Origin of the sequence: Streptomyces sp. NPDC053069 (assembly GCF_044546895.1) — a bacterium.
Taxonomy (GTDB): Bacteria; Actinomycetota; Actinomycetes; order Streptomycetales; family Streptomycetaceae; genus Streptomyces.
Window position 1 is genome coordinate 438,892 of the sequence record NZ_JBITZN010000008.1, and the last position, 25,429, is coordinate 464,320.

The window sequence follows — 25,429 nt, forward strand, 5'->3', positions numbered from 1 at the left end:
GTGTCTCCTCGGTGATCTTCGGGCGGCCGGGTGACCCCGACCACGAACGCCTACGAGGTTATACGCCCTGACTGACAGAGCTCATGTTGAAATCCGGGATCCGCAGCGCGGGCATCGCGGCCCGCGTGAACCAGTCGCTCCACTCGCGCGGCAGCGTCTTCTCCGTACGGCCCGCCTCCGTGGCCCGCCGCAGCAGGTGCACCGGCGACTCGTTGAACCGGAAGTTGTTCACCTGCCCGGTCACCTCGCCGTTCTCGACGAGGTAGACGCCGTCCCGGGTCAGGCCGGTGAGCAGCAGCGTCGCCGGGTCGACCTCGCGGATGTACCACAGACAGGTCAGCAGCAGGCCGCGCTCGGTGCCCGCGACCATCTCCTCCAGCGAACGGTCGCCCCCGCCGTCCAGGATCAGGTTCCCCAGCACCGGGGCGACCGGCAGCCCGGTCAGGCCCGCGCTGTGCCGGGTGGTGGTCAGGTGCTTGAGCACGCCCTCGCTGAGCCACTCCGTGCTGTGGGTCGGCAGACCGTTGTCGAACACGGACTGGTCGCCGCCGGAGGAGTGGGCGACCACGAAGGGCGGGCACTCCAGACCCGGCTCGTTCGGGTCGCTGCGCAGGGTCAGCGGCAGCTCGCTGAGCCTCTCGCCCACGCGCGTGCCGCCGCCCGGCTTGGAGAACACCGTCCGGCCCTCGGCGGCGTCCCGGCCCGATGCCGACCACAGCTGGTAGATCAGCAGGTCCGCGACCGCACTCGGCGGCAGCAGCGTCTCGTACCGGCCGGCGGGCAGCTCCACGCGCCGCTCCGCCCAGCCGAGCCGTACGGCCAGTTCGGCGTCGAGCGCCCCGGGGTCGATGTCCTTGAAGTCCCGCGTGGCGCGGCCCGCCCAGGCCGAGCGCGTACGGTCGGGCGACTTGGCGTTCAGCTCCAGCGTGCCGGTGGGCTGGTCGTGCCGCAGACGCAGCCCGGTGGACGTGCCCAGGTACGTCGACACCAGCTCGTGGTTGGCGAAGCCGTACAGCTCACGGCCGCCCGCACGCGCGCGTGCGAACGCCTCGCCGAGCGCCGGCGCGAAGTCGGCGAACACCGCGGAGGAGGTCTCGGCCGGCGCGTCCGTGAAGTCGGGCGACTGCGGCACATCAGCGACCAGCGGCTGCGCGTCCTCGGCGGGCCCCGCCCCCCGCGCGGCGGCCTCGGCGGCCCGCACCAGCGGCTCCAGCTCCTGAGCGGTGACCGCCGAGCGCGACACGACACCGGAGGCGGTGCCCTCCTTGCCGTCCACGGTCGCGATCACGGTGAGCGTACGACCGCGCGTCACGCCGTTCGTGGTGAGCGCGTTGCCCGCCCAGCGCAGGTTGGCGGTGGAGTGCTCGTCGGCGATGACGACGCAGCCGTCGGCCCGGGACAGCGCGAGCGCCTGCTCGACGATCTCGTGCGGCTTGTGGGTACGGGCGCTCATCGACCGGCCTCCTGCGTGGTGTTCAGAATGTTGACGCCCTTGAAGAGGGCGGAGGGGCACCCGTGCGACACGGCGGCCACCTGTCCGGGCTGGGCCTTTCCGCAGTTGAAGGCGCCGCCGAGGACGTAGGTCTGCGGACCGCCCACAGCCGCCATCGAGCCCCAGAAGTCGGTGGTGGTCGCCTGGTAGGCCACGTCCTTCAGCTGCCCGGTGATCCGCCCGTTCTCGATCCTGAAGAAGCGCTGCCCGGTGAACTGGAAGTTGTACCGCTGCATGTCGATCGACCAGGACCGGTCACCGACCACGTAGATGCCCCGGTCGACGCCCCCGATCAGGTCCTCCGTGGACAGCCCGGCCGGATCCGGCTGCAGGGACACGTTGGCCATGCGCTGCACCGGCACATGGGCGGGGGAGTCGGCGTACGCGCACCCGTTGGACCGGTCGAACCCGGTCAGGCGCGCGATCCGCCGGTCCAGCTGGTAGCCGACCAGCGTGCCGTCCTTCACCAGGTCCCAGGACTGCGCCGCGACGCCCTCGTCGTCGTACCCGATGGTCGCGAGCCCGTGCTCGGCGGTGCGGTCCCCGGTGACGTTCATCAGCTCGGAGCCGTACCTCAGCTTGCCCAGCTGGTCGAAGGTGGCGAAGGAGGTGCCGGCGTACGCGGCCTCGTAGCCGAGTGCCCGGTCCAGCTCCGTGGCATGCCCGATGGACTCGTGGATGGTCAGCCACAGGTTGGACGGGTCGACCACCAGGTCGTACAGGCCCGGCTCCACGCTCGGCGCCCGCATCTTCTCGGCGAGCAGCTCCGGGATCCGCTCCAGCTCGGCGTCCCAGTCCCAGCCGGTGCCGGTCAGATACTCCCAGCCGCGCCCCACGGGCGGCGCGATGGTCCGCATGGAGTCGAACTCCCCGCTCGACTCGTCGACCGACACGGCGGTCAGCTCCGGATGCAGCCGCACCCGCTGCTGGGTCGTCACGGTCCCGGCGGTGTCGGCGTAGAACTTGTTCTCGTGCACGGTGAGCAGCGAGGCGTCCACGTGATTGACGCCGTCCGCGGCCAGCAGCCGCGTGCTCCACTCCGCGAGCAGTGCCGCCTTCTCCTCGGCGGGCACGGAGAAGGGGTCGATCTCGTACGACGAGATCCACGTCCTGTCGGCGTGCACCGGCTCGTCGGCCAGCTCCACGCGCTCGTCCGAACCGGCCGCCTTGATCACCTGCGCGGACAGCTTGGCCATGGCCACGGCCTGCGAGGCGACCTTCGCGGCCGCGTCGAGGGTCAGGTCCACCCCGGACGCGAAGCCCCATGTGCCGCCGTGCACGACCCGCACCGCGTACCCGAGATCGGTGGTGTCCGACGAACCGGCGGGCTTGGCGTCGCGCAGCCGCCAGGACGCGCTGCGCACCCGCTCGAGACGGAAGTCCGCGTGCTCGGCCCCGAGCGCACGCGCGCGTGCCAGCGCGGCGTCGGCGAGGGCCCGTAGGGGAAGCGCGGTGAAGGCTTCGTCGATGGAATGGGGCACGGAGGTCTCCCTGCTGTCGTGGCCTGTCGGTCCGATCATGTCCTGGCAGCGGCCCGGCGGACCACATGTTTCAGGCCCGGACCCGGGGCGTTCTGTAGGGATCCGACAGCGACACCCCCTCGCCACTGTCGGTGCCCGATTGCCCACCCGCGCGGCGCGACCGATAGGTTTTCGATGAAGCCGCCTGTCATCCAGGTGTTCGGGCGGGTTGTCGGACATCTGCAGACCGCTATCGAAAGGGTGATCCGTTGAGCCGCTCGGTTCTCGTCACCGGAGGCAACCGGGGCATCGGCCTCGCCATCGCCCGCGCATTCGCCGACGCCGGCGACAAGGTCGCCATCACGTACCGCTCGGGTGAGCCGCCGGCCGGCTTCCTGGCCGTCAAGTGCGACATCACCGACCCGGAGCAGGTGGAGCAGGCCTACAAGGAGATCGAGGACCAGCACGGTCCGGTCGAGGTCCTGATCGCCAACGCCGGCGTGACCAGGGACCAGCTCCTGATGCGCATGTCCGAGGAGGACTTCACCTCGGTCATCGACACCAACCTCACCGGCACCTTCCGCGTCGTCAAGCGGGCCAACCGCGGCATGCTGCGCGCCAAGAAGGGCCGCGTCATCCTGATCTCGTCCGTGGTGGGCCTGCTCGGCTCGGCGGGCCAGGCGAACTACGCCGCCTCCAAGGCCGCCCTGGTCGGCTTCGCGCGCTCCCTGGCCCGTGAGCTGGGCTCGCGCAACCTCACCTTCAACGTCGTCGCGCCCGGTTTCGTCGACACCGACATGACCAAGGCGCTCACCGACGAGCAGCGCCAGAACATCGTGTCGCAGGTGCCGCTCGGCCGTTACGCGCAGCCCGAGGAGATCGCCGCGACGGTGCGGTTCCTCGCTTCGGACGACGCCTCGTACATCACTGGAGCCGTCATCCCCGTTGACGGCGGACTGGGAATGGGTCACTGATCACCATGAGCGGAATCCTCCAGGGCAAGCGCGTCCTGATCACCGGCGTGCTGATGGAGTCCTCCATCGCCTTCCACGCGGCCAAGCTGGCCCAGGAACAGGGCGCGGAGATCATCCTGACCGCGTTCCCGCGGCCCACCCTGACCGAGCGCATCGCCAAGAAGCTGCCGAAGCCCACCAAGGTCATCGAGCTGGACGTCACCAACGACGAGCACCTCGGGCGGCTGGCCGACATCGTCGGCGAGGAGCTGGGCGGCCTCGACGGCGTCGTGCACTCCATCGGCTTCGCGCCGCAGGACGCGCTCGGCGGCAACTTCCTCAACACGCCGTTCGAGTCCGTGGCCACCGCCATGCACGTCTCGGCGTACTCCCTGAAGTCGCTGACCATGGCCTGCCTGCCGCTGATGCAGAACGGCGGCTCGGTCGTCGGCCTCACCTTCGACGCCCAGTACGCCTGGCCGCAGTACGACTGGATGGGCCCGGCCAAGGCCGCCCTGGAGGCGACCAGCCGCTACATCGCCCGCGACCTGGGCAAGCAGAACATCCGCTGCAACCTCATCTCGGCCGGCCCGATCGGCTCCATGGCCGCCAAGTCCATCCCGGGCTTCGCCGAGCTGGCCTCCGTCTGGGACTCCCGCGCCCCGCTGGAGTGGGACCTCAAGGACCCGGAGCCGGCCGGCAAGGGCATCGTCGCCCTGCTGAGCGACTGGTTCCCGAAGACCACCGGCGAGATCATCCACGTGGACGGCGGTCTGCACGCGATCGGCGCGTGACCGCTGCCGCTCACAGCTGACCCACGGCCGGGGCCCGCACCTCTTCGGAGGCGCGGGCCCCGGCCGTGGTGTGACCAAGGCGTGGGCGTCACCCGTTCGGCCCACCGGCCGGGCGCCCACCGGCCGGGGCGGCGCACCCTGAATTACGGGTTCCCTCACGCGTCCCTCCGCAGCCCGGCCGAGGAGGTCCCCCTTGTGCGCCTGTCCCGCAGCCTCGCCCCGGTGACCGTGGCCGTGGCCCTCGTGCTCTCCGTGCCGTACGAGGCGATGCCCTACGCGCGCGTGGGCGACGGAAAGCCACCCGCGCCGAACCTCTTCGGGGCCGCCTGCCGGACGACCGTGCGCGGCTCCCACGTGGTGGCCCACTGCCACAACCCCTATGTCGACACCGATCGCGTGCGGCTGCACATCGAGTGCGCCCGCTGGTGGGACATCGACACGGACAGCGCACCGGTGGACACCGAGCCCGCCATGACCGTACGGCTCGCCGGCCGGTGCTGGAAGGAAGTCCGGTCGGTGTGGATCAGCCACCAGAGGGAGCGCTGAACCGGCCCGGGCGGCACAGGAACGGATAGCTCGCGGCCTCGGCCGCCGCTGCCTCCGCGTCCCCGGCGCGGATCGCGTCCACCAGGCGTGTGTGCTCCATGTGCGTCTCCGGTGTCAGCTCCGCACCCACGTCCGCGCGCAGCCAGTCGCGCAGCACCTCGCCCAGATCGGCGTACATCGCCGTCATCGCGTCGTTGTGCGAGGCGGCCACCACGGCCAGGTGGAAGGTGGCGTCGGCGGTCACGAAGGCCTCCGCCTCGCCCGCCTCCCAGGCCGCCTCGCGCCGCTCCAGCAGTGTGTCCAGCTGCTTGAGGTCCTTCTCGGTGCGCCGCTCGGCGGCCAGCCTCGCCGCCGCCGACTCCAATGCGGCGCGCAGCTCCGCGATGTGCCGGGGGTCGGCGTCGGCGAACCGGCGGTGCATGACGCCGGCCAGCTCGCTCGTCGCCACCACATAGGTGCCCGAGCCCTGCCGGATGTCCAGCAGGCCGTTGTGGGCGAGCGCGCGGACGGCCTCGCGGACCGTGTTGCGGGCGACTCCGAGCTGTTCGACCAGTTCCGGTTCCGTGGGGATGCGCGAGCCGACCGGCCACTCGCCGGAGGTGATCTGGTTGCGCAGTTCTGCGATGACCTGCTCGGACAGCGCCGAACGGCGCGGGTGGCTCAGGGGCATGGCCCACCTTCGCACGACGGTCCCGGGCTCGGACTCCCCGGGAGTGGACAACCAATCATCCCATGATTCTATGATGGCTGGCATGGCGAGTGAGGAAACCCGGACAGTGGAGACCCGTACGGCGATGTCACCGACCGAACGCGGTACGGCCGCCGCGACGAGCACCCCCGAGACGCCCCCCGGCGCGGGCCGCACGCGCGCGTGGGCGCCCCGCCTGGTCGTGGCCGGCATCGTGCTGTCCGCGCTGAACCTCCGCCCGGCCATCACGAGCCTCGGCGCGCTCCTGGAGGAGGTCCGCGACGGGCTCGGCATGAGCGGCAGCGTGGCGGGCCTGCTCACCTCCGTGCCCCCGCTGTGCTTCGCGGTCTTCGGGGTCACCGCGCCCCGCCTGGCCCGCCGCTTCGGGCCGGCCGCCGTGGTGTGCGCCGGGATGGCCGCCATCACCGCGGGTCTGCTGATACGGCCGTATCTCGGCAGCACGGCCGGCTTCCTGGCCGCCAGCGCGCTCGCCCTGATGGGCATCGCCGTCAGCAACGTGCTCATGCCGGTCATCGTCAAGCGCTGGTTCCCCGACCGGGTCGGCTCCATGACCGGTCTGTACTCGATGGCCCTCGCCCTCGGCACCTCCCTGGCCGCAGCGGTGACCGTGCCCCTGACGGACGCCATGGGCGGCAGCTGGCAGTCCGGCCTCGCCGTGTGGGCCGCCCTCGCCGGCGCCGCCGTCCTGCCCTGGCTGCCGCTCGTACGCGAGCGCGGCACCGCGCCCCCACGGCCGCAGGAGCAGGGGCGGGCGGCGGCGGAACGGCACGCACCACTGCGCATCACCCGCAGCCGCACCGCCTGGGCGCTCGCCGTCTTCTTCGGCCTGCAAGCCACCGCCGCCTACATCACCATGGGCTGGATGCCGCAGATCTTCCGGGACGCCGGCGTGCCGGCCGGCACCGCGGGCCTGCTGCTCGCCGTCACCATGGTGATGGGCGTGCCGCTGGCCTTCGTCATCCCGCGGGTCGCCACCCGGCTGCCCCAGCAGGGCCCGATCGCGCTGGTCCTGGGCGTGTGCGGCCTCGCCGGATACGCCGGCCTGTACATCGCGCCGGCGGCCGGAGCCTGGGCCTGGGCGCTGCTGCTCGGCGTCTCCAACTGCGCCTTCCCGCTGGCCCTGACCATGGTCGGCATGCGGGCCAGGAGCGGCCAGGGCGTGGCCCAGCTGTCCGCGTTCGCGCAGAGCACCGGCTATCTGATCTCCATTCCCGGCCCGCTGCTGGTCGGCGTGCTCTACCAGCACAGCGGCGGCTGGGGAATGCCGATCGCCCTCATGACGGGCCTGATGGTGCCGCAGATGGCGGTGGGCTTCCTGGCGGGCCGCGACCGCACGGTGGAGGACGAGGCCGGCCGCTAGGTCCTGTCGTCGCACTCCTGCCGTTCGCCCGGAGGGCGGGCTGGGCGGCCCCAGCTGCGTACTCCCATGTCGGGCGGGTCGGCCGGCTCCGGTGGGGCGGTGGCGCGGGCGCGCCCGCCCCGCCCGGCTCCCGTTCGGCCGGGCGGTCCACTCCGGGCGGCTCTCGTTCGGCCGGGCGGTCGGCTCCGGGGGCGGCGTGCGTGACCACCGGCCCCCTCGCCGGGCAGGTGCGGGTCTCCCGCCCCGGCCGAACCCAGCGGAGCGGAGGGTGCGAGACTGGGCGCATGCAGCCTGTGCTCGACCCGAACCCGCAGAACGGCCAGAAGAAGATGCTGCTCGTCTTCGGCGCGTTCTTCGCCATCTTCGCCGTCATCGCCGTCATCGCGATCATCGCCTCCCCGTGACGGGCGCGGCCGGGCGGTGTCCCGGCCCGCTTCCGGCGGCGGACGGTGGGGACAGCCCCCCATCCCCTAGGGGGCAAGGCTCAGGGTCAACTGGGTGGATGCCCGGATGGGTTGACGGCCCCGGATTCCGTAGCTTCGAGACGTGGCCGCACGACACGGTCACGGACCCGCTCGAAGACCCCCGGAGGCGATCATGCCGGCCCGCATCCCTTCCCGGCCCCACCCGGCGACCACGGGCGGCGTCGACATCCGGCTGCCCTGGTGGGCCCTGGCCCTGCCCGCGCTCGCTTTCATCGCGCTCCTGGTCCTGATACTCAACCCGTCGGACGCACACGCGGCGAGCAGCGACCCGGCGATCACGCACCTCTTCGAGCGCGCCCAGCAGCTCCTCACGCGCTGACCCGAAGTCTCCGCACGCGGTGAATCCGCATGTCAACTCCCTGCGCCGCCTGGCGTGTTTCATGCGAAGCTGGGTCCCATGAGCGCCGCAGAACCTCGCAGGATCGTCCTCCTCCGGCATGCGAAAGCCGACTGGCCACAGGTGTCCGACCATGAGCGCCCGCTCGCCGAGCGGGGCCGCAAGGACGCCGCGGTCGCCGGACGCAAGCTGGCCGACACCGGTATCACCTTCGACCTCGCCCTGTGCTCCACCGCGACCCGGACCCGCGAGACCTGGAAGCTCGCCGTCCACGAGCTGGCACACCGGCCGAAGACCGTCTACGAGGAGCGGATCTACGAAGCCTCGCCCGGCGAACTGATCGCCGTGCTCAACGAGACTCCGGACGACGTGCGGAACCTGATCCTGATCGGCCACAACCCGGGCGTCCACGGCCTGGCCGACATCCTGTCCGGCACGGCCGAGCAGGACGCCCGGGAGCGGATGAACCGCCGCGGCTTCCCGGCGGCCGGCTTCGCGGTGCTGTCCTTCGACGGCCCCTGGAAGACCCTGGAGCCGGGCGTGGCCACGCTCATGGACTACTGGGCGCCCGCCGAGTGACCTCGCACAGACGCGGGGGCCCGGCACCTGCGCGGTGCCGGGCCCTGGCGCATCCGGCCGGCCGGACCGGGCTCAGCCCTCGTCGTGCGTGTCGGCTGCCTCGACCTCTTCCCGGGTGACGCCCAGCAGGTACAGCACCGTGTCGAGGAAGGGGAAGTTCACCGCTGTGTGTGCCGCCTCGCGGACCACCGGCTTGGCGTTGAAGGCGACGCCCAGACCGGCAGCGTTCAGCATGTCCAGGTCGTTGGCGCCGTCACCGATCGCCACCGTCTGTGACAGCGGCACCCCGGCCTCCGCAGCGAACCGGCGCAGCAGCCGCGCCTTGCCGGCGCGGTCCACGATCTCGCCCGTGACCCGGCCGGTGAGCTTGCCGTCGACGATCTCCAGCGTGTTGGCCTGCGCGAAGTCCAGACCCAACCGTTCTCTCAGATCGTCCGTGACCTGCGTGAAGCCACCGGAGACGACACCGACCTGGTAACCGAGCCGCTTCAGCGTGCGGATCAGGGTGCGGGCGCCCGGCGTCAGCCGGACCTCGTTGCGCACCTTCTCCACCACGGAGGCGTCCAGCCCCTCCAGCAGCGCCACGCGCGCGTGCAGCGACTGCTCGAAGTCCAGCTCCCCGCGCATCGCCGCCGCCGTCACCTCGGCGACCTTGTCCTCGCAGCCGGCGTGCGCCGCGAACAGCTCGATGACCTCGTCCTGGATCAGTGTGGAGTCCACGTCCATGACCACCAGACGCTGAGCGCGCCGGTGCAGGCCCGCCGAGACGACCGCGACGTCGACACCCAGTGCCGCCGCGTCGGTGGCGAGGGCCGTGCGCAGCGGCTCGGTCTCCACTCCGGAAACGGCGAACTCCACTGCCGTCACCGGGTACTTGGCGAGCCGGAAGATACGGTCGATGTTGCCGCCGGCCTTCGCGATCCGGGCGGCGATGGCGGCAGTCGACTCGGCGGTCAGCGGATGGCCGAGGACGGTCACCAGAGAGCGCCCGAGGCCACGCGGCTGGTTGTCGCCGCGCCCCGAGATGATCTCTGCCTGCATCTTCATCGACTCGGCCCAGCTGTGCACGGTGGCCCTGAGGTCGCCCTCCAGTCCGGCCGGCGGCTGGGTGACCAGCGCGCACAGCACCAGGCGGCCCCGGGTGACGACCTGCTCGATGTCGACCACGTCGACGAGGTAGGTGGCCAGGGTGTCGAAGAGGCCGGCCGTGATGCCCGGCCTGTCCCTGCCGAAGATCTTGACAAGGAGAGTCGGGACCTCGGGGGTCTGTGAAACGGAGGTCTGCGAAGCGCTCATGGTGTCACCACCGTATCCGGCACCCAGTGCCGTGCGCCGCCGAGGTCCGCCTGACGGACACGGAACAATGGATGACGCGCCGGTGTCAGGGATCTTGCCACCGGGAGACGCCCTGCCCCCGCACACGGCAGCCCCCGGCTCCCCCTCGACTCTGCCACGAGATGCCGTGTCCGGCAGCGCCGGGGGCCGCCGGCTCAGCTTCCGCGCAGGAAGCCGTCCCCGTGAGCGGAGATGTGGGCCTCCAGAGCGGACAGGGCCTGCTGAGTGGCCTCCGCCGACCCGGAACCGCGCCGCTCGGCGTAGTACGCCGCCCCCAGCTGCTTCAGCAGATCGTTCCCGGCCCGCTGCTGCTGGAGCTCGTCCACCTTCTGCTTGCCCTGGTTCAGGGCGCTCTGCGCCTGTTCCCTGGCCCGGTCGAGAAAGTTCGCCATCACTGCCTCCCATCGCCTGGCGTCATCACTTCCCGCTTCCCCGCCTCGCACACCGACCCGAAGGTCACCATGCCCGCGCAGGCGAGGAGTTCGGCCGGGGCGACGGCAACTGCTGCCGCAGCCGTCACCGTTATTCGCCCTCCTCGCCGGTATTGCCACTGTCCGGCCCGGTTTCAACCCGGTCGAACGGGACAGCGCGGTGAGTCGGAGCGCGTGCAGGCGCTCCTGGCAAGGCCCGGGTTTCGGTCACGGGGCTGAGCCTGAAATAGTTCCCCACGATGTTCGACATCCCTAGACTCCCTGCGATGGGGGTAACTCGGGGGACAACTCAGTGGGGCATGGAGTGCCGGAACTCGTACTGGAATCAAATGGACGGACCTGGACGTTGGACCCGTCCAGGCCCTACACCCTCGGCCGTGATCCGCAGGGTGACATCGTCTTCGACGACGCCAGGGTGTCCTGGCGGCACGCCACGGTCAGCTTCGACGGCCGTAGTTGGGTCATCGAGGACCATGGCAGCACCAACGGCACGTTCGTGCAGGGCCGGCGGATCCAGCAGACGGAGATCGGGCCGGGTGTGTCGCTGCACCTCGGCAACGCGACCGACGGACCGCGGCTGAACCTGTCCGGGGCCGCGGCCGGCCAGCAGCAGTCGGCGCCGTACGCCGCGCAGGGCGCCGGCGCGCCGGGCTGGGCCCAGCCGGCCCCGCAGCAGGCCGCCGCACAGCCGCCGGCCGCCGCGCAGCAGCCGGCCGCCGCACAGCCGCAGGCACCGGCTCCCCAGCCGGCCGTGCCGCACCAGGCGCCCGCGCAGCAGCAGGCTCCGCAGCCCGGCTGGCAGCAGCAGGCGCCCGCGTTTCCGCAGCAGGCGGGGCCCGCCGACCAGTACGCGCAGAACACGCCCGGTGGTGGCGCGGGGGCGCCGCCGGTCCACGGCGACCGCAGCCCGACGACCTTCCACCAGTTCGCGCTCGACCGCGTGATGCGCATCGGCCGTGCCCTGGAGAACGAGCTGGTCGTCTCCGACCTGCAGGTCTCCCGGCACCACGCCGAGTTCCACGCCACGCCCGACGGCCGGCTGGAGATCCGCGACCTCGGCTCGCACAACGGCACCTACGTCAACGGCCAGCCGATCCCCAAGGGCGGCTCGGTGCAGCTGGGCCCCGCCGACATCGTCGGCGTCGGCCACTCCACCTTCCGGATCGTCGGCGACCGGCTCGAGGAGTTCGTCGACACCGGTGAGGTCTCCTTCTCCGCGCGCCATCTGACCGTGACGGTCGACGGGGGCAAGCAGATCCTGCGGGACGTCTCCTTCGGCGTCCCGGAGAAGTCCCTGGTCGCGGTCATCGGCCCGTCCGGATCCGGCAAGTCGACCCTGCTCAAGGCGCTCACCGGCTACCGGCCCGCCAACCAGGGCGAGGTGCTGTACGACAACCGGAACCTGTACAAGCAGTTCGCCGAGCTGCGCCAGCGCATCGGTCTGGTCCCGCAGGACGACATCCTGCACAAGGAACTGAGTGTCAAGAAGGCCCTGAAGTACGCGGCCAAGCTGCGCTTCCCGGCCGACACCACCGCGGCCGAACGCGACGCCCGCATCGACGAGGTGCTGCGTGAGCTCAAGCTCGACATCCACAAGGACAAGAAGGTCACCTCCCTGTCCGGCGGACAGCGCAAGCGCGTCTCGGTGGCCCTGGAGCTCCTCACCAAGCCCTCGCTGATCTTCCTGGACGAGCCGACCTCCGGTCTCGACCCGGGCATGGACCGCGATGTCATGCAGCTGCTGCGCGGCCTCGCCGACGACGGCCGTACGGTCCTCGTCGTCACCCACTCGGTGGCCGAGCTGGCGCTGTGCGACAAGCTGCTGGTGATGGCGCCGGGCGGCGCGGTTGCCTACTTCGGCCCGCCCGAGGAGGCGCTGAACTTCTTCGGCTACGACAGCTGGGCCGATGTCTTCTCCGCCTTCGAGAGCTACCGCGACTACGACTGGGCGGGCCGCTGGAAGGGCTCGCAGCACTACCAGCTGTACGCCGCGGACGTCGACTCGGCCGTACCGCAGGCGGTACAGATGCCGCCGATGCAGGCGATCAGGCCGCCCAAGCCGCAGGGCTGGTTCTCCCAGTTCGTCACCCTGGTGCGGCGCTATGTGTCGGTCATTGCCTCCGACCGCGGTTTCCTGGCCCTGATGGTGCTCCTGCCGGCCGTCATCGGCTCGGTCAGCCTGCTGATCCACCCCGACCGCGGCCTGCTGCCCAACGGCGCCAATCCGCAGACCGGGCAGATCGTGCCCAACGGCACGGCCACCACCGTGCTGCTGATCCTCGCCGTCGGCGCCTGCTTCGCCGGTGCCGCCAACTCGGTCCGTGAGCTGATCAAGGAACGGGTGATCTACGAGCGGGAGCGCGCGACCGGCCTGTCCCGGTCGGCGTACCTGATGTCGAAGGTGTTCGTGCTCGGCGTGATCACCGGGCTCCAGGGGCTGCTGGTCGGCGTCATCGGCTTCGGCAGGCGAGAGGTCCCGGACCAGGGCCTCATCCTCGGCAACGCCACTCTGCTGGAGCTGTGCCTGCCGATCATGGGGCTCGGTTTCGCCGCGATGATGTTCGGCCTGATCATCTCCTCGCTGGTGAAGACCGCCGAGAAGACCATGCCGCTGCTGGTCATGTTCGCGATCATCCAGGTCGTCTTCACCGGCTGCCTGTTCGCGCTGCACGGCACGGTCGGCGTCAACGAGTTCTCATACCTGATGCCGTCCCGCTGGGCGGTCGCCGCGGCCGGCGCCACGCTGGACTTCAACCGGCTCAGCCCGCCGGAGACCGCCGGCGACAACGACCCGCTGTGGAACCACACGGCGGGCGCCTGGACCGGGGACATGATCGCACTGATCGTGCTCGGCGTGATCTGCGGCTTCTTCGTGGCCCGCTTCCTGCGCCGGCACGAGCCGGAGGTCATGCGGAAGTAGCCGCGCCCGGGCACAGACGCCGAAGGGCGGCACCCCGTACGGGGTGCCGCCCTTTCGCGTCTCTGAGAGGTCCGCGCCGACCTCAGTACGCGCTGTTGACGTTGTCGATCGAGCCGTACCGGTGGGCCGCGTAGTTGGCGGCGGCGGTGATGTTGGCGACCGGGTCGTAGATGTTCGAGGACGTGCCCGGCACGTGGTAGGTGTTGAAGGTGGGCTGGATCACCTGCAGCAGGCCCTTGGACGGGATGCCGTTGACGGCGTTGATGTCCCAGTCGTTGATGGCCATCGGGTTGCCCGAGGACTCACGCATGATGTTGCGGTGCAGGCCGCTGTAGGAGCCCGGGATGTTGTGCTGCTTCATGATGTCCAGCGCCTGGCGGATCCAGCCGTCGAGGTTGTTCGCGTAGGTCTTCGCGGCGACCGGCTGCATCGCGACGCGCTGCGCGGAGCGGCTCACGACCGCCTTGGCGGCGCGGTCCTGCGCGGCCTTCTTCGCGGCGGCGTCGGCGGCGGCCTTCTTCGCCGCGGCCTCGGCGCGCTGCTTGGCGGCGGCCTCGTCGGCGGCCTTCTTCTGCGCGGCGAACGTGTCGAGCTTGACCGTCTCGGTGGCGAGCTGGTCGGTGACCGTGCCCTTGACGTTCTTCAGCGCGGTGGCGGAGGCGACCTGGGCGGTGGCTACCTGGGCGGTGGCGGCCGGGGCGCCGGTGGTGACGGTGTCCGCGTGGCCGGGGACGGCCGACAGGGCGATGGCGGCGGTGCCGAGAGCGGCGACACCGGCGACGGCGATCTTGTGCTGCTTGGTCAGGGCACGACTATGAGCACGGTTGAGGATGTTCTTGGGCATGGCTGATGGACCTCTTCGTTGGCGCGGAGGTCGCTCCTGCGTCCGCCGGGGGAATCGGCTCCTCCCGCACGAACGCCGCGGGCTGGTAGCCGCGGCGCTGAGCGACGGAAGCAATTCTTAGCGGGCGCAAAATGCCCAGGCAAAGGTGTGACGTACGATCCTCGGTAGTGGATCAGGGAGGGGCAAAACGGGACAGATTGGACCGTCTGTCCCGTTCACTCCGGGATGTTTATCTCCTATGTCCGTTCGTACGTGATGTGGGCCCTATGTGCGGGCTCACATCGGCGACGTAACAGTCTCACCATCAGTTGCCGTCGCAATGCGCTCCGTGAGGGCCCTCGTCCGGGAGGATGAGATGGACGTCGCCGAACTCGTGCCACAGGTAGAGCCCCCGCAGCGCCTCGTCGTAAGCGCGGTCGACCGCCGTCCTGCCCGCCACCGCCTCCAGCATCAGCAGATGCGAGGCCTCCGGCTCGTGCAGCCCGGTCAGCAGCCCGTCCACCACCCGCACCCCGCGCTCCGGCGTCACGACCAGGTCCGTCCAGCCCTCGGCCGCCCGCACCACCGCGTCCGGCCCGGCCGCCGACTCCACGGCCCGCACGGCCGTCGTACCGACCGCGATCACCCTGCCCGCAGCCGCCCGCACGGCGTTGATCAGCCGCGCCGACGCCTCCGGCACCGCGAACCGCTCCGGATACGGCGGCTCGTGTGCCTCCGCCGACGCCACCCCCGTGTGCAGCGTGACCGGCGCGAACTGCACACCCCGGCTCACCAGCTCCGCCACCAGGCGCGCGGTGAAAGGCCGCGCCGCACTCGGCATCTCCGCACTGCCCGACCCGTCCGGCGACGGCAGCGCGAACACCGTCTGGTACACCGACAGCGGCTGGTCGCGCTCCGTATAGGAGTAGCGAATGGGCCGCCCGCAGGCGCGCAGCATCTCCAGGACGTCCCCGCCCGACCGGGCCCACCACAGCCGCTCCCCGCGCGGGGTCAGCGGCTCCTCCAGCACCAGCCGCCCCGCCCCCGGGACCACCACCTCCGTACCCGCATGCGTGCCCGCACGCGCGCGTGTAGTGCCCTGCCCGTCCGGCTCGCGCACCTCCACCGCCCATCGGCCGTCGTCCCCGCGCGTGGAGAAATGCACCACCACGCGCGCGTGCCCGATCCGCCCGTCCACCGCCGCGGCGAGCGTGGGGGAGGTGTTCACCACCAGCACGTCCCCGGCCCGCAGCAGCAGCGGCAGCTCGGGGAACGCGTGATGCGTCACCTCCGTACCGCGCGACACCAGCAGCCGTACGGCGTCCCGGTCCAGCCCCGGACCGCGCTGCTCGGCGGGCACGCGCGCGGACCGTCCCTGCGGCACGCGCACTGCCGTCCTCACCGCTCCTCCAGCAGCGCGGGCGCCGCGTACCGCCCGCTGGCCGGCCGCTCGTCCAGCAACCGCAGGAACGCCGGTACGACCGCGGCGGGCGCCGGACGCGGATCGTCGTCGTCGGGTACGGCCGCCGCATACAGTTCCGTCGCCATGTCCCCGGGATCCACCGCCCACACCCGCAGGCCGGGCTCCTCCACCCCCAGCACCGCCACGAGCTGGTCCAGGGCCGCCTTCGAGGCGCCGTAGCCGCCCCACGTCCCGTACGCCTCGGCCGCCGCGTCCGAGCTGACCGCGACCACCGTCCCGGCCGGCGACCGGCGCAGCAGCGGCAGCGCCTCACGGACCAGGCCCAGCGCGGCCACCACGTTCACCTCCAGCGCCCGCCGCAACCCCTCCAGGGGCAGCTCGGCCAGCCGCACCAGCGGCTCCGCGCCCAGCGCACTGGCATTGCTCACGAGCAGATCGACACCGCCGAGCGCGCGGGCCGCCGCCACCAGCTCCGCCCGGTGCCCGGCGTCCGTCACATCCCCGGCCAGTGCCTCCACGCGCGTGCCGTGCCCGGAGACGCTCTCCGTGGCCTCCTTGAGCGCCTCGGCGCCCCGGGCGTCCAGCACCAGGTCCCAGCCCCGCGCGGCCAGCGCCTCGGCGAGCGCCCGCCCCAGCCCCTTCGAGGCCCCCGTGATGATCGCTACCGGCATGACTACCGTCCCCTCGTCGCTGGCCGCCCTCATCGGGCGGTGCCGACACCGTAGGAACGGCACCGCCCCGGCCGCCTCGGACGCGGGCCGCAGAACCGAGGGGTCCTTCGGCGTACACCGCACGGCCGGGGCCCCGGGACCCAGACCCGCAGCCCTAGGTCCAGCGGACCAGGGCCGGCCGTCACAGGTCCCATCCGCTCTGTCACACCCCGCCGGTACCGTGAGGACATGAGTCAAGGCCCCCGGTCCGGCCTCGCCGCGGTCAGTTCCGCGCTGCTGGCCATGAGCAGGCACCTGGAGGTGCGCGACGTCCTCAAGACGATCGTCGCCTCCGCCCGCGAGCTGCTCGACGCGCAGTACGCCGCCCTCGGCGTCCCTGACGACCACGGGGGCTTCGCCCAGTTCGTCGTCGACGGCGTCAGCGACGCCCAGTGGAAGGCCATCGGCCCGCTGCCCCGCCAGCACGGCATCCTCGCCGCGATGCTGCACGAGGCGAAGGCCGAGCGCCTCGCCGACGTGCGCAAGGACCCCCGCTTCGAGGGCTGGCCGTCCGCGCATCCGGACCTGGTCGATTTCCTGGGCCTGCCCATCCGCGACGGCGACGAGGTCATCGGGGCCCTGTTCCTCGCCAACAAGCTGCGCCCTGCGGGGGGACACCCCTCACAGCCCCCGTGCCCGAACCGCGAGGGGCGCTGTGGCTTCACCGCGGAGGACGAGGAGCTGCTCGCCATCCTCGCCCAGCACGCCGCCATCGCCCTCACCAACGCCCGGCTGTACGAGCGCAGCCGTGAGCTGACCATCGCCGAGGAACGCTCCCGCCTCGCCCACGAACTGCACGACGCGGTCAGCCAGAAGCTGTTCTCGCTGCGTCTGACCGCCCAGGCCGCGGCGGCCCTCGTCGACCGGGACCCCGCCCGCGCCAAGGGCGAGCTGCACCAGGTCGCCGCGCTCGCCGCCGAGGCCGCCGACGAACTGCGTGCCGCGGTGGTCGAGTTGCGCCCCGCCGCCCTGGACGAGGACGGCCTGATCGCCACCCTGCGCACCCAGACCCAGGTCCTCGACCGCGCCCACACCGCGCGCGTGACCTTCACCAGCAACGGCTTCCGCGCCCTGCCCGCCGCCCAGGAGGAAGCCCTGCTCAGGGTCGCCCAGGAGGCCCTGCACAACGCCCTGCGCCACTCCGGCGCCGAGCACGTCGACGTGAGCGTCCAGCGGCGCGGCTGCGGAGCCGTGCTGCGCGTCACCGACGACGGCAACGGCTTCGACCCCAAGGCGGTCCGCCGCGCCGGACGCCACCTGGGCCTGGTCTCCATGCGGGACCGGGCGAGCGGGGTCGGCGGCGCGCTCAGCGTGGAGTCGGCGCCCGGCAAGGGCACCACGATCGAGATGGAGGTCCCCGGTGGCTGACGCAATCAAGGTACTGCTCGTCGACGACCACCAGGTCGTCCGCCGGGGCCTGCGCACCTTCCTGGAGGTGCAGGACGACATCGAGGTCGTCGGTGAGGCCGCCGACGGCGCCGAGGGCGTCGCCCGCGCCGAGGAACTGCGGCCGGACGTCGTCCTGATGGACGTCAAGATGCCGGGCATGGACGGCATCGACGCCCTGCGCAAGCTCCGCGAAGCCGGCAACCCCGCGCGCGTGCTGATCGTCACCAGCTTCACCGAGCAGCGCACGGTCGTACCGGCGCTGCGCGCGGGTGCCGCCGGATACGTCTACAAGGACGTGGACCCCGACGCCCTCGCCGGCGCCATCCGTTCCGTGCACGCCGGCCACGTCCTCCTCCAGCCGGAGGTCGCCGGCGCCCTGCTCTCCCAGGAGGAGAGCAACTCCGGTCAGGGCAGAGGGACTTCACTCACCGAACGGGAACGTGAGGTGCTCGGCCTGATAGCCGACGGCCGCTCCAACCGCGAGATCGCCCGCGCCCTGGTGCTGTCCGAGAAGACCGTCAAGACGCACGTCTCCAACATCCTCATGAAACTGGACCTCGCCGACCGCACCCAGGCCGCCCTGTGGGCCGTTCGCCATGGCGTGACCGGGTGAAACGCCCTCACCAAGACATCACCGAGGGCAACGCGAGGGGTCAGGGTATGGACTGAGATTCATACCGTCGTGGGAATGTCACCCGGATGGCGCACCCTCCGGCGGTCTGTGCCGTTCTCCAGTGCGTGCTGCGGCGAACCGCCGCGGTGAACGTCTAGGAGGGGTTGGAAAGTGAAGAACCTGAAGAAGGCTGCGGCCGTGACGATGGTGGCCGGTGGCCTGATGGCTGCCGGCGCGGGGATGGCCTCCGCCACCACCGGCGCCCACGCCTGCGGCGACGCCCAGGGCTCCCCGGGTGTCATCTCGGGCAACGTCATCCAGGCCCCGGTCCACATCCCGGTGAACGCGGTCGGCAACAGCGTGAACGTGATCGGCGTGCTGAACCCGGCCTTCGGCAACACCGGTCTCAACCACTGAGTTTCCGGCCCACAGTGACCACAGGCCTCCCGTGTGCACCGGGAGGCCTGTCCGCTTTTGGCCGGCCGCCTACCGCACTCCCCGCTCCCGCTCCTCCACGACGGAGTTGTACGCCGCGACCAGCGCCCGCCGCGCCGTCCGTTCCACGGGCCGCAGCGCCTCGGACCGCGCGGCCATCTCAGCGGAGCTGACCGCACCGCCGTGCCCCTTGTCATACGCCAGGGACACCAGCAGCCCCACCCGCTGCGCCAGCTCCAGCACCCGCACCGCGCGCGACGGATAACCCGGCGCCAGCACCTCACGCCCGCGCTCGGACCGCGCCCGGTACGCGTCGATCGCCGCCTCCGCCACCGGCCCCGACCCGGCCACGTCCAGCTTCGAGAGCACGGCTGTCGCGTCGCGCAGCGCCTCCGCCAGCTCCCGCTCGGCCTCGCCCAGCGACGGCACATCGGCGGGCGGCGCCTCCCGCACCGGCAGCACCTGCCAGACCACCTCCGCATGCACATCACCGGCGGGCCCGGCCTCGTACACCTGGGGCACCAGCCCGAGCGCGGCCCCGAAGCAGACCACCGCCTCCTCGGCCTCCAGCGCCCGCGCATTGAACTCCGGCGGCCCGCTCAGCCCCAGCGGATGCCCCGGCACGGGCAGCGCGACCCGCAGCCCCGTCGCCCCCAGCGCCCGCAGCCGCCCCAGCGCGAGCGTGAGCCCCACCTGCGCGGATTCCCCGGGCAGCCCCTCCACCCGGTGCACCGTGTCCTCGCCCACAATGGCGAGCGCGGCGTCATCCGGAGAGGCAAGTCCGGCCAAAAGGGCATTTCCCCAAGCGGCAAGGCGTCCTGAACGCGGTTCCGAGAGCATGCACCCACCCTAAGGACAGGACCGATGGAATGGTGCCGGGCACTCGTGGCGTAGATTTCATAAGGGCTGCGCCCACCGGCGCGGCGGACCGAGCCACAGGCCTACGCGACAGCCGAGACCGGCCACACTGCAAGGGGAGACAACGCGCTCATGAGCGATGTTCTGGAGCTTCAGGACGTATCCGTGGTCCGCGAGGGCCGGGCTCTGGTGGACCAGGTCTCCTGGTCGGTGAAGGAGGGCGAGCGCTGGGTCATCCTCGGCCCCAACGGCGCCGGCAAGACCACCCTCCTGAACGTCGCCTCCAGCTACCTCTTCCCCAGCAAGGGCACCGCCACCATCCTCGGCGACACCCTCGGCAAGGTCGACGTCTTCGACCTGCGCCCCCGTATCGGCATGGCCGGCATCGCACTGGCCGAGAAGCTCCCCAAGCGCCAGACCGTGCTGGAGACCGTACTGACGGCCGCCTACGGCATGACCGCCCACTGGCAGGAGGAGTACGACGAGGTCGACGAGCAGCGCGCCCGCGCCTTCCTCGACCGCCTCGGCATGAGCGACTACCTCGACCGGAAGTTCGGCACCCTCTCCGAGGGCGAGCGCAAGCGCACCATGATCGCCCGCGCCCTGATGACCGACCCCGAGCTGCTCCTGCTCGACGAGCCCGCCGCCGGCCTCGACCTCGGCGGCCGCGAGGACCTGGTCCGCCGCCTCGGCCGGCTCGCCCGCGACCCCATCGCCCCCTCGATGATCATGGTCACGCACCACGTCGAGGAGATCGCCCCCGGCTTCACCCACGTCCTGATGATCCGCCAGGGCAAGGTCCTCGCCGCCGGCCCGATCGAGCTGGAACTGACCTCCCGCAACCTCTCTCTCTGCTTCGGCCTCCCGCTCGTCGTCGAGCAGGTCGGCGACCGCTGGACCGCCCAGGGCCTGCCCCTGTCCTGACCCTCCACCGGAGGCGGTCGTGAGCCGGCCCCGCTCCCTTTTGCGCCCTGTCCGCCGCCCGACCCCGGCCCTACCATGACCATGTGAACGACATCGACGCATGGGTGTGGTGGCTCGTCGGCGCGGCGGCGCTCGGAATCCCGCTCGTGGTCACCGCGATGCCGGAGTTCGGCATGCTCGCGGTGGGGGCCGTCGCCGCCGCCGTGGTGTCGGGCCTCGGCTTCGACGCCGTGATCCAGGTCCTCGCGTTCGTCGTCGTCTCCGTCGCACTCATCGCCGTCGTCCGCCCCATCGCGGCCCGGCACGGCAGACAGCGCCCCCAACTCGCCACCGGCGTCGACGCGTTGAAGGGCAGGCAGGCAGTCGTCCTAGAACGCGTCGACGGCTCCGGCGGCCGCATCAAGCTCGCCGGGGAGGTCTGGTCGGCCCGCGCCCTCGACACCGGACGCGCCTACGAGGTGGGCCAGGAGGTGGACGTCGTGGACATCGAAGGGGCCACCGCCATCGTCATCTGAGGCATCGGGCCTCCTTCATCTGAGGCAACCGGCCCACGAGTTGGGCGACGGTCTGTCAGACTCGACCAGCAAGATCTTCAACAACCAGCGGGATCTGCCGAGGCGCCGAGGCGGAGAGGGGTACGGGGAACACGATGGAACCGGTCATCATCGTCCTGATCATTCTGGTGGTGTTGGTCTTCATCGCCCTGATCAAGACCATCCAGGTCATCCCACAGGCCAGCGCCGCCATCGTCGAGCGCTTCGGCCGCTACACGCGCACGCTGAACGCAGGCCTGAACATCGTGGTCCCGTTCATCGACACCATCCGCAACCGCATCGACCTGCGCGAACAGGTCGTACCGTTCCCGCCGCAGCCGGTGATCACCCAGGACAACCTGGTCGTCAACATCGACACGGTCATCTACTACCAGGTGACGGACGCCCGCGCGGCCACCTACGAGGTCGCCAGCTACATCCAGGCGATCGAGCAGCTCACCGTCACCACACTCCGCAACATCATCGGCGGCATGGACCTGGAGCGCACCCTGACCTCCCGCGAGGAGATCAACGCCGCCCTGCGCGGCGTCCTCGACGAGGCGACGGGCAAGTGGGGCATCCGCGTCAACCGCGTGGAACTGAAAGCCATCGAACCGCCCACCTCCATCCAGGACTCGATGGAGAAGCAGATGCGCGCCGACCGTGACAAGCGCGCTGCGATCCTCACCGCCGAAGGTACGCGCCAGGCCGCCATCCTGACCGCCGAGGGCGAGAAGCAGTCCCAGATCCTGCGCGCCGAGGGCGAGGCCAAGGCCGCCGCCCTGCGCGCCGAGGGCGAGGCCCAGGCGGTCCGTACGGTCTTCGAGGCCATCCACGCCGGCGACCCCGACCAGAAGCTCCTGTCCTACCAGTACCTGCAGATGCTCCCGAAGATCGCCGAGGGCGACGCCAACAAGCTCTGGATCGTCCCCAGCGAAATCGGCGACGCCCTCAAGGGCCTCTCCGGCGCCATGGGCAACTTCGGCCCCCTCGGCGGCGGTTCGGGCAACAACGGCTCGTCGGGCAACGGCCACAACGGCGGCACGGAGCGCCGGGAGAAGCCGTCGATCGACTGACACCCTCGTACAGGGAGAGGGGCTCACCTTCCGCGGAAGGTGAGCCCCTCTCCCTGTGGGCCGAGCGCCGCATGCGTCAAGCCTCGTACGGGTCAGGCGGCGGCCTGCGACAGCCACTCCGGAAGCGCCTCGAACTCCTCGGTCCCCAGCGCCAGCAGCATCGCGTCCTGAGGCGTCGGCTCGAACGGCTGCCGAAGCAACGGCATACCCGCCTGCTCGGGAGTCCGGTCCGCCTTGCGGTGATTGTCCTCCGCACACGACGCCACCGTGTTCAGCCACGAGTCGGTGCCACCCTGCGCCCGGGGCACCACGTGGTCCACGGTCGTCGCCCTGCGCCCGCAGTACGCGCACCGGTGCCGGTCCCGGACCAGCACACCCCGCCTCGACCACGGGGCTTGTCTTCGGAACGGCACCCGTACGTACCTGCACAGTCTGATCACCCGGGGCGCGGGTATGTCCACATCGGCACCGCGCATCCGCAGTTCGGGATGGGCCTGCTCTACGACGGCCTTGTCCTGGAGCACCAGAACGACGGCTCGATTCAGCGTCACCGTCGACAGCGGCTCGAAGCTCGCGTTCAGCACCAGCGTGTCCCGCATCCAGCCCACCTCCCGTGTGCACCTGCCCACCCCCCGGCGGGCTTGGATCAACTCTGGACGGGCGCGCCGAGATGGACAACGCAATAAAAAATGCCCGCCTCCGATCACTTCCAAGACCGAAGGCGGGCAAACGTTCAATGAACGCTCGGCTGAATCGCGGCGCCGCGCTCAGCCCTGCGCGGGGTTCTCGCACTCACCGGTTCTCGTACTCACCGATGAGCTGCGCCCGCGCGATCGCGTGGAACCGCAGATGGAAACCGACGACGGCCGGCGACGCATCCGCATCCGGACCCAGCTTCTCCTGGTCCACCGCGTACACCGTGAAGACGTACCGGTGCGGCCCGTCCCCGGGCGGCGGCGCGGCACCACCGAAGTCCTTCGTCCCATAGTCGTTGCGCGCATGCACCGCACCCTCGGGCAGGCCCTCGAACTTGCCGCTGCCCGCACCCGCCGGCAGCTCCGTCACGGAGGCCGGGATGTCGAACAGGACCCAGTGCCAGAACCCGCTGCCGGTCGGCGCGTCCGGGTCGTAGCAGGTCACGGCGAAGCTCTTGGTCTGCGGCGGGAAACCCTCCCAGCGCAGCTGCGGCGAGGTGTTGCCCTCCGCGTGGACCTGGGCGCTCTTCAGCGTCGCGCCCTCCTCGATGTCCGCGCTCGTCACCGTGAACGACGGCACGGGCGGATGGAAGTCATGGGGGAGCGGCCGCCGCTTGAGCTCGGTCACCTCGGTACCTCCTGATCGATGATCTGGAACCAGCTGTCCCGAGCCTAGAACCAGTTGCGCTTGCCGCCGACCTCGGACAGCCACTGGTTGAGATAAGCCGCCCAGTCGGTCCCCTGCCAGTCGTTCAGACCCACCTGGAAGGACCGGTAGGTGTCCGAGCCCTCGCTGAACAGACCCGGCTTCTTGTCCATCTCCAGCACGACGTCCATCGCGTGCTCGTCGGCCACGAAGCTCAGCTCGACCTGGTTCAGGCCCCGGTACTGCGACGGCGGGTAGAACTCGATCTCCTGGTAGAACGGCAGCCGCTGCCGCGTACCCCGGATGTGACCGCGCTCCATGTCCGCGTTCTTGAAGCGGAAGCCCAGCTGGATGAACGCGTCCAGGATCGCCTTCTGCGCCGGCAGCGGATGCACGTTGACCGGGTCCAGATCCGTCGAGTCCACGGCCCGCGCGATCGCCAGCTCGGTCGTCACCCCGATGTGCATCCCGCGCAGCGCCTGCCCGTCGATCATCGTGACCGGAGTCTCCCAGGGGATCTCCAGACCGAACGGCACCGCGTGCACGGCCCCCGCCTGCAGCTCGAAGGCACCACCGAGCTGCACCTTGGTGAACTCGATGTCCTGCTTGTACTCCTGGTCGCCGCTCTCCACCTCGACCTTGGCCTGCAGCCCGACCGACAGCCCCTCGATGTCCTGGTTCACGGACCCGCCCTGGATCCGCACCTCACCCTGGACGACCCCGCCCGGCACGACATTGACCTCGGTCAGCACCGTCTCGACCGACGCCCCGCCGGCCCCGAGGCTCGCAAGCAGCTTCTTGAACGCCATTGACTCTCCCTTTACGAAGGACCCTCGACCCCTACAAACGCGATCCGCCCGCGACCGGTTCCGCCGGCGCGGTGCTCCGTCTGCACTACCCTCGGAGGGCATGATCGCGCCCCCGGACCGTACGCCACTGCCCAGAGAGTTCTTCGACCGCCCGGTCCTCCAGGTGGCACCGGACCTCCTCGGCCGCATCCTGGTCCGTACGACCCCGGACGGCCCGATCGCCGTACGCCTCACAGAGGTCGAGGCGTACGACGGTCCGAACGACCCCGGCTCCCACGCCTACCGCGGCCGCACCGCCCGCAACGCGGTGATGTTCGGCCCGCCGGGACACGTGTACGTCTACTTCACCTATGGCATGTGGCACTGCATGAACCTCGTCTGCGGCCCCGAGGGCCGGGCGAGCGCCGTCCTGCTCCGCGCCGGCGAGGTGATCGAAGGTGTGGACCTGGCCCGCAAACGTCGAGTTTCGGCCCGGAACGACAAGGAACTGGCCAAGGGGCCGGCCCGCCTGGCGACGGCCCTGGAAGTCGACCGCGCACTCGACGGTACGGACGCGTGTGCCAGCGGTGAGACCGCGCTGAGGATGCTGACCGGTACGCCCATAGCCCCTGACCAGGTACGAAGCGGCCCCCGTACGGGAGTCGCCGGCGAAGGCGGGAACGGCGACATCCATCCCTGGCGTTACTGGGCGGCCGACGACCCGACAGTGAGCCCCTATCGAGCCCATGTACCGAGGCGCCGCCGAAGTTGACGCACCCTGCGAAGGTGCGTAATGTATCCCGAGCCGCTGAACCGGGTACGGCGATCGCCTGCAGCCGGAGCGGCCAACCCACTACCTAGCTACAGCCCCTCGGCGGGGTCGTTTCTGGCGCGCTCGCGTGCCCGAATTCGAACTCGCGAGACTCGATTATGAGTCGCCGAGAGAATGAGCTAACGTAGTGAATGTCGAAAGGGCGGACGGCGAAAGCCAAAAGCCCCGGAGACATCCCGCCGACAGGGAATCGGATCGAGAAAAGATCTGATAGAGTCGGAAACACCGAAGGGAAGCGCCCGGAGGAAAGCCCGAGAGGGTGAGTACGAAGGAAGCGACCGTT

27 protein-coding genes are annotated in these 25,429 nt (G+C 70.9%); 15 read left to right on the plus strand and 12 right to left on the minus strand.

Annotated features, from left to right (window positions below; translation table 11 throughout):
- Positions 1–58: 58 nt before the first annotated feature.
- Together ACIGXP_RS21545 and ACIGXP_RS21550 are read right to left on the minus strand one after the other, a co-directional pair.
- A complete protein-coding gene (locus ACIGXP_RS21545; RefSeq protein WP_399770457.1) occupies positions 59–1,453 on the minus strand; it encodes a metallopeptidase TldD-related protein in 1,395 nt (464 codons plus the stop codon).
- Positions 1,450–2,973 (minus strand): TldD/PmbA family protein, encoded by a 1,524-nt coding sequence (locus tag ACIGXP_RS21550; RefSeq protein ID WP_399770459.1) that lies wholly within the window; start codon positions 2,971–2,973, stop codon positions 1,450–1,452. Before ACIGXP_RS21550 ends, ACIGXP_RS21545 begins: the two co-directional genes overlap by 4 nt.
- A gap of 248 nt (positions 2,974–3,221) precedes the next feature.
- On the opposite strand from ACIGXP_RS21550, the gene fabG reads away from it, so the two are divergent.
- From fabG to ACIGXP_RS21565, 3 genes are all read left to right on the plus strand, one after another.
- Positions 3,222–3,926 carry a 3-oxoacyl-[acyl-carrier-protein] reductase gene (gene fabG, locus ACIGXP_RS21555; RefSeq protein WP_360093361.1) on the plus strand — a complete coding sequence of 235 codons (705 nt, stop codon included), beginning with the start codon at positions 3,222–3,224 and terminating at the stop codon, positions 3,924–3,926.
- A gap of 5 nt (positions 3,927–3,931) precedes the next feature.
- Positions 3,932–4,699, plus strand: coding sequence for an enoyl-ACP reductase FabI (fabI, locus tag ACIGXP_RS21560; RefSeq protein ID WP_363218805.1), 768 nt, complete (start codon positions 3,932–3,934; stop codon positions 4,697–4,699).
- Positions 4,700–4,894: 195 nt separating this feature from the next.
- Positions 4,895–5,245, plus strand: a complete 351-nt coding sequence (locus tag ACIGXP_RS21565) for a hypothetical protein (RefSeq protein WP_363220434.1) — start codon at positions 4,895–4,897, stop codon at positions 5,243–5,245.
- Here ACIGXP_RS21565 and ACIGXP_RS21570 read toward each other — a convergent pair.
- The gene (locus tag ACIGXP_RS21570) at positions 5,223–5,915 is read right to left on the minus strand and encodes a FadR/GntR family transcriptional regulator (protein WP_399770462.1); all 693 of its coding nucleotides are present in this window, start codon (positions 5,913–5,915) and stop codon (positions 5,223–5,225) included. The genes ACIGXP_RS21565 and ACIGXP_RS21570 overlap by 23 nt on opposite strands.
- 82 nt (positions 5,916–5,997) lie before the next feature.
- On the opposite strand from ACIGXP_RS21570, the gene ACIGXP_RS21575 reads away from it, so the two are divergent.
- The 4 genes from ACIGXP_RS21575 (at position 5,998) to ACIGXP_RS21590 (ending at position 8,715) form a co-directional block, all read left to right on the plus strand.
- On the plus strand, positions 5,998–7,314 hold the full coding sequence (locus ACIGXP_RS21575; protein ID WP_399770464.1) for a CynX/NimT family MFS transporter: 1,317 nt from the start codon (positions 5,998–6,000) through the stop codon (positions 7,312–7,314).
- A 284-nt stretch (positions 7,315–7,598) separates the two neighbouring features.
- Entirely contained in the window at positions 7,599–7,718 is a 120-nt protein-coding gene (locus ACIGXP_RS21580) for an SGM_5486 family transporter-associated protein (protein ID WP_363220437.1), read from the plus strand.
- A gap of 193 nt (positions 7,719–7,911) precedes the next feature.
- The gene (locus ACIGXP_RS21585; protein ID WP_399770467.1) at positions 7,912–8,118 is read left to right on the plus strand and encodes a hypothetical protein; all 207 of its coding nucleotides are present in this window, start codon (positions 7,912–7,914) and stop codon (positions 8,116–8,118) included.
- A 78-nt stretch (positions 8,119–8,196) separates the two neighbouring features.
- A complete protein-coding gene (locus ACIGXP_RS21590; protein WP_363220439.1) occupies positions 8,197–8,715 on the plus strand; it encodes a histidine phosphatase family protein in 519 nt (172 codons plus the stop codon).
- Between the two features lie 72 nt (positions 8,716–8,787).
- On the opposite strand, the gene serB is transcribed toward ACIGXP_RS21590, so the two are convergent.
- The gene (gene serB, locus ACIGXP_RS21595) at positions 8,788–10,011 is read right to left on the minus strand and encodes a phosphoserine phosphatase SerB (RefSeq protein WP_363220440.1); all 1,224 of its coding nucleotides are present in this window, start codon (positions 10,009–10,011) and stop codon (positions 8,788–8,790) included.
- 194 nt (positions 10,012–10,205) lie between these two features.
- A complete protein-coding gene (locus ACIGXP_RS21600; protein ID WP_363220441.1) occupies positions 10,206–10,442 on the minus strand; it encodes a hypothetical protein in 237 nt (78 codons plus the stop codon).
- A 343-nt stretch (positions 10,443–10,785) separates the two neighbouring features.
- Between ACIGXP_RS21600 and ACIGXP_RS21605 the strand changes: the two genes are divergently transcribed.
- Positions 10,786–13,401, plus strand: a complete 2,616-nt coding sequence (locus ACIGXP_RS21605; RefSeq protein ID WP_399770471.1) for an FHA domain-containing protein — start codon at positions 10,786–10,788, stop codon at positions 13,399–13,401.
- Between the two features lie 82 nt (positions 13,402–13,483).
- Here the strand turns inward: ACIGXP_RS21605 and ACIGXP_RS21610 are convergent, their stop codons facing one another.
- The 3 genes from ACIGXP_RS21610 to ACIGXP_RS21620 all read right to left on the minus strand — a co-directional run bounded on the left by ACIGXP_RS21610 (position 13,484) and on the right by ACIGXP_RS21620 (position 16,318).
- The gene (locus ACIGXP_RS21610; RefSeq protein WP_399770473.1) at positions 13,484–14,245 is read right to left on the minus strand and encodes a transglycosylase SLT domain-containing protein; all 762 of its coding nucleotides are present in this window, start codon (positions 14,243–14,245) and stop codon (positions 13,484–13,486) included.
- A 304-nt stretch (positions 14,246–14,549) separates the two neighbouring features.
- Positions 14,550–15,626, minus strand: coding sequence for an S-adenosylmethionine:tRNA ribosyltransferase-isomerase (locus tag ACIGXP_RS21615; protein ID WP_399770476.1), 1,077 nt, complete (start codon positions 15,624–15,626; stop codon positions 14,550–14,552).
- A complete protein-coding gene (locus tag ACIGXP_RS21620; protein WP_399770479.1) occupies positions 15,623–16,318 on the minus strand; it encodes an SDR family NAD(P)-dependent oxidoreductase in 696 nt (231 codons plus the stop codon). The genes ACIGXP_RS21615 and ACIGXP_RS21620 overlap by 4 nt, the downstream gene beginning before the upstream one ends.
- Positions 16,319–16,546: 228 nt before the next feature.
- Between ACIGXP_RS21620 and ACIGXP_RS21625 the strand changes: the two genes are divergently transcribed.
- The 3 genes from ACIGXP_RS21625 (at position 16,547) to chpE (ending at position 18,776) form a co-directional block, all read left to right on the plus strand.
- Complete coding sequence (locus ACIGXP_RS21625; RefSeq protein WP_399770481.1) at positions 16,547–17,725, plus strand: GAF domain-containing sensor histidine kinase; 1,179 nt, start codon at positions 16,547–16,549, stop codon at positions 17,723–17,725.
- Positions 17,718–18,359: a response regulator gene (locus ACIGXP_RS21630; RefSeq protein WP_399770484.1), complete on the plus strand. Its 642-nt coding sequence runs from the start codon at positions 17,718–17,720 to the stop codon at positions 18,357–18,359. Before ACIGXP_RS21625 ends, ACIGXP_RS21630 begins: the two co-directional genes overlap by 8 nt.
- 171 nt (positions 18,360–18,530) lie before the next feature.
- Positions 18,531–18,776 (plus strand): chaplin ChpE, encoded by a 246-nt coding sequence (gene chpE / locus ACIGXP_RS21635; RefSeq protein WP_363220134.1) that lies wholly within the window; start codon positions 18,531–18,533, stop codon positions 18,774–18,776.
- Between the two features lie 69 nt (positions 18,777–18,845).
- Here the strand turns inward: chpE and ACIGXP_RS21640 are convergent, their stop codons facing one another.
- Complete coding sequence (locus ACIGXP_RS21640) at positions 18,846–19,634, minus strand: hypothetical protein (protein WP_363220133.1); 789 nt, start codon at positions 19,632–19,634, stop codon at positions 18,846–18,848.
- A gap of 150 nt (positions 19,635–19,784) precedes the next feature.
- On the opposite strand from ACIGXP_RS21640, the gene ACIGXP_RS21645 reads away from it, so the two are divergent.
- From ACIGXP_RS21645 to ACIGXP_RS21655, 3 genes are all read left to right on the plus strand, one after another.
- Complete coding sequence (locus tag ACIGXP_RS21645) at positions 19,785–20,576, plus strand: ABC transporter ATP-binding protein (protein WP_363220132.1); 792 nt, start codon at positions 19,785–19,787, stop codon at positions 20,574–20,576.
- Between the two features lie 83 nt (positions 20,577–20,659).
- Positions 20,660–21,091, plus strand: a complete 432-nt coding sequence (locus ACIGXP_RS21650; protein WP_363220131.1) for an NfeD family protein — start codon at positions 20,660–20,662, stop codon at positions 21,089–21,091.
- Between the two features lie 134 nt (positions 21,092–21,225).
- Complete coding sequence (locus ACIGXP_RS21655; RefSeq protein WP_363220130.1) at positions 21,226–22,185, plus strand: SPFH domain-containing protein; 960 nt, start codon at positions 21,226–21,228, stop codon at positions 22,183–22,185.
- 92 nt (positions 22,186–22,277) lie between these two features.
- Here ACIGXP_RS21655 and ACIGXP_RS21660 read toward each other — a convergent pair whose 3' ends face one another.
- The 3 genes from ACIGXP_RS21660 to ACIGXP_RS21670 form a co-directional block, all read right to left on the minus strand.
- A complete protein-coding gene (locus tag ACIGXP_RS21660) occupies positions 22,278–22,784 on the minus strand; it encodes an HNH endonuclease (RefSeq protein WP_363220902.1) in 507 nt (168 codons plus the stop codon).
- 193 nt (positions 22,785–22,977) lie between these two features.
- The gene (locus ACIGXP_RS21665) at positions 22,978–23,508 is read right to left on the minus strand and encodes a YbhB/YbcL family Raf kinase inhibitor-like protein (protein ID WP_363220901.1); all 531 of its coding nucleotides are present in this window, start codon (positions 23,506–23,508) and stop codon (positions 22,978–22,980) included.
- 44 nt (positions 23,509–23,552) lie between these two features.
- Positions 23,553–24,335 (minus strand): sporulation protein, encoded by a 783-nt coding sequence (locus tag ACIGXP_RS21670; RefSeq protein ID WP_363220900.1) that lies wholly within the window; start codon positions 24,333–24,335, stop codon positions 23,553–23,555.
- A 100-nt stretch (positions 24,336–24,435) separates the two neighbouring features.
- On the opposite strand from ACIGXP_RS21670, the gene ACIGXP_RS21675 reads away from it, so the two are divergent.
- The gene (locus tag ACIGXP_RS21675) at positions 24,436–25,086 is read left to right on the plus strand and encodes a DNA-3-methyladenine glycosylase (RefSeq protein ID WP_363220899.1); all 651 of its coding nucleotides are present in this window, start codon (positions 24,436–24,438) and stop codon (positions 25,084–25,086) included.
- The last annotated feature ends 343 nt before the right edge of the window (positions 25,087–25,429 follow it).

Bases quoted from the DNA above. Each gene is read 5' to 3' on its own strand.
- ACIGXP_RS21610 (WP_399770473.1), bottom strand. From the start codon at position 14,245: ATGCCCAAGAACATCCTCAACCGTGCTCATAGTCGTGCCCTGACCAAG.
- ACIGXP_RS21640 (WP_363220133.1), bottom strand. From the start codon at position 19,634: ATGCTCTCGGAACCGCGTTCAGGACGCCTTGCCGCTTGGGGAAATGCC.
- ACIGXP_RS21660 (WP_363220902.1), bottom strand. From the start codon at position 22,784: ATGCGGGACACGCTGGTGCTGAACGCGAGCTTCGAGCCGCTGTCGACG.
- ACIGXP_RS21675 (WP_363220899.1), top strand. From the start codon at position 24,436: ATGATCGCGCCCCCGGACCGTACGCCACTGCCCAGAGAGTTCTTCGAC.
- ACIGXP_RS21645 (WP_363220132.1), top strand. From the start codon at position 19,785: ATGAGCGATGTTCTGGAGCTTCAGGACGTATCCGTGGTCCGCGAGGGC.
- ACIGXP_RS21570 (WP_399770462.1), bottom strand. From the start codon at position 5,915: ATGCCCCTGAGCCACCCGCGCCGTTCGGCGCTGTCCGAGCAGGTCATC.
- ACIGXP_RS21620 (WP_399770479.1), bottom strand. From the start codon at position 16,318: ATGCCGGTAGCGATCATCACGGGGGCCTCGAAGGGGCTGGGGCGGGCG.
- ACIGXP_RS21585 (WP_399770467.1), top strand. From the start codon at position 7,912: ATGCCGGCCCGCATCCCTTCCCGGCCCCACCCGGCGACCACGGGCGGC.
- ACIGXP_RS21655 (WP_363220130.1), top strand. From the start codon at position 21,226: ATGGAACCGGTCATCATCGTCCTGATCATTCTGGTGGTGTTGGTCTTC.
- ACIGXP_RS21600 (WP_363220441.1), bottom strand. From the start codon at position 10,442: ATGGCGAACTTTCTCGACCGGGCCAGGGAACAGGCGCAGAGCGCCCTG.
- ACIGXP_RS21625 (WP_399770481.1), top strand. From the start codon at position 16,547: ATGAGTCAAGGCCCCCGGTCCGGCCTCGCCGCGGTCAGTTCCGCGCTG.
- ACIGXP_RS21590 (WP_363220439.1), top strand. From the start codon at position 8,197: ATGAGCGCCGCAGAACCTCGCAGGATCGTCCTCCTCCGGCATGCGAAA.
- serB (WP_363220440.1), bottom strand. From the start codon at position 10,011: ATGAGCGCTTCGCAGACCTCCGTTTCACAGACCCCCGAGGTCCCGACT.
- ACIGXP_RS21575 (WP_399770464.1), top strand. From the start codon at position 5,998: ATGGCGAGTGAGGAAACCCGGACAGTGGAGACCCGTACGGCGATGTCA.
- ACIGXP_RS21580 (WP_363220437.1), top strand. From the start codon at position 7,599: ATGCAGCCTGTGCTCGACCCGAACCCGCAGAACGGCCAGAAGAAGATG.
- ACIGXP_RS21670 (WP_363220900.1), bottom strand. From the start codon at position 24,335: ATGGCGTTCAAGAAGCTGCTTGCGAGCCTCGGGGCCGGCGGGGCGTCG.
- fabI (WP_363218805.1), top strand. From the start codon at position 3,932: ATGAGCGGAATCCTCCAGGGCAAGCGCGTCCTGATCACCGGCGTGCTG.
- ACIGXP_RS21545 (WP_399770457.1), bottom strand. From the start codon at position 1,453: ATGAGCGCCCGTACCCACAAGCCGCACGAGATCGTCGAGCAGGCGCTC.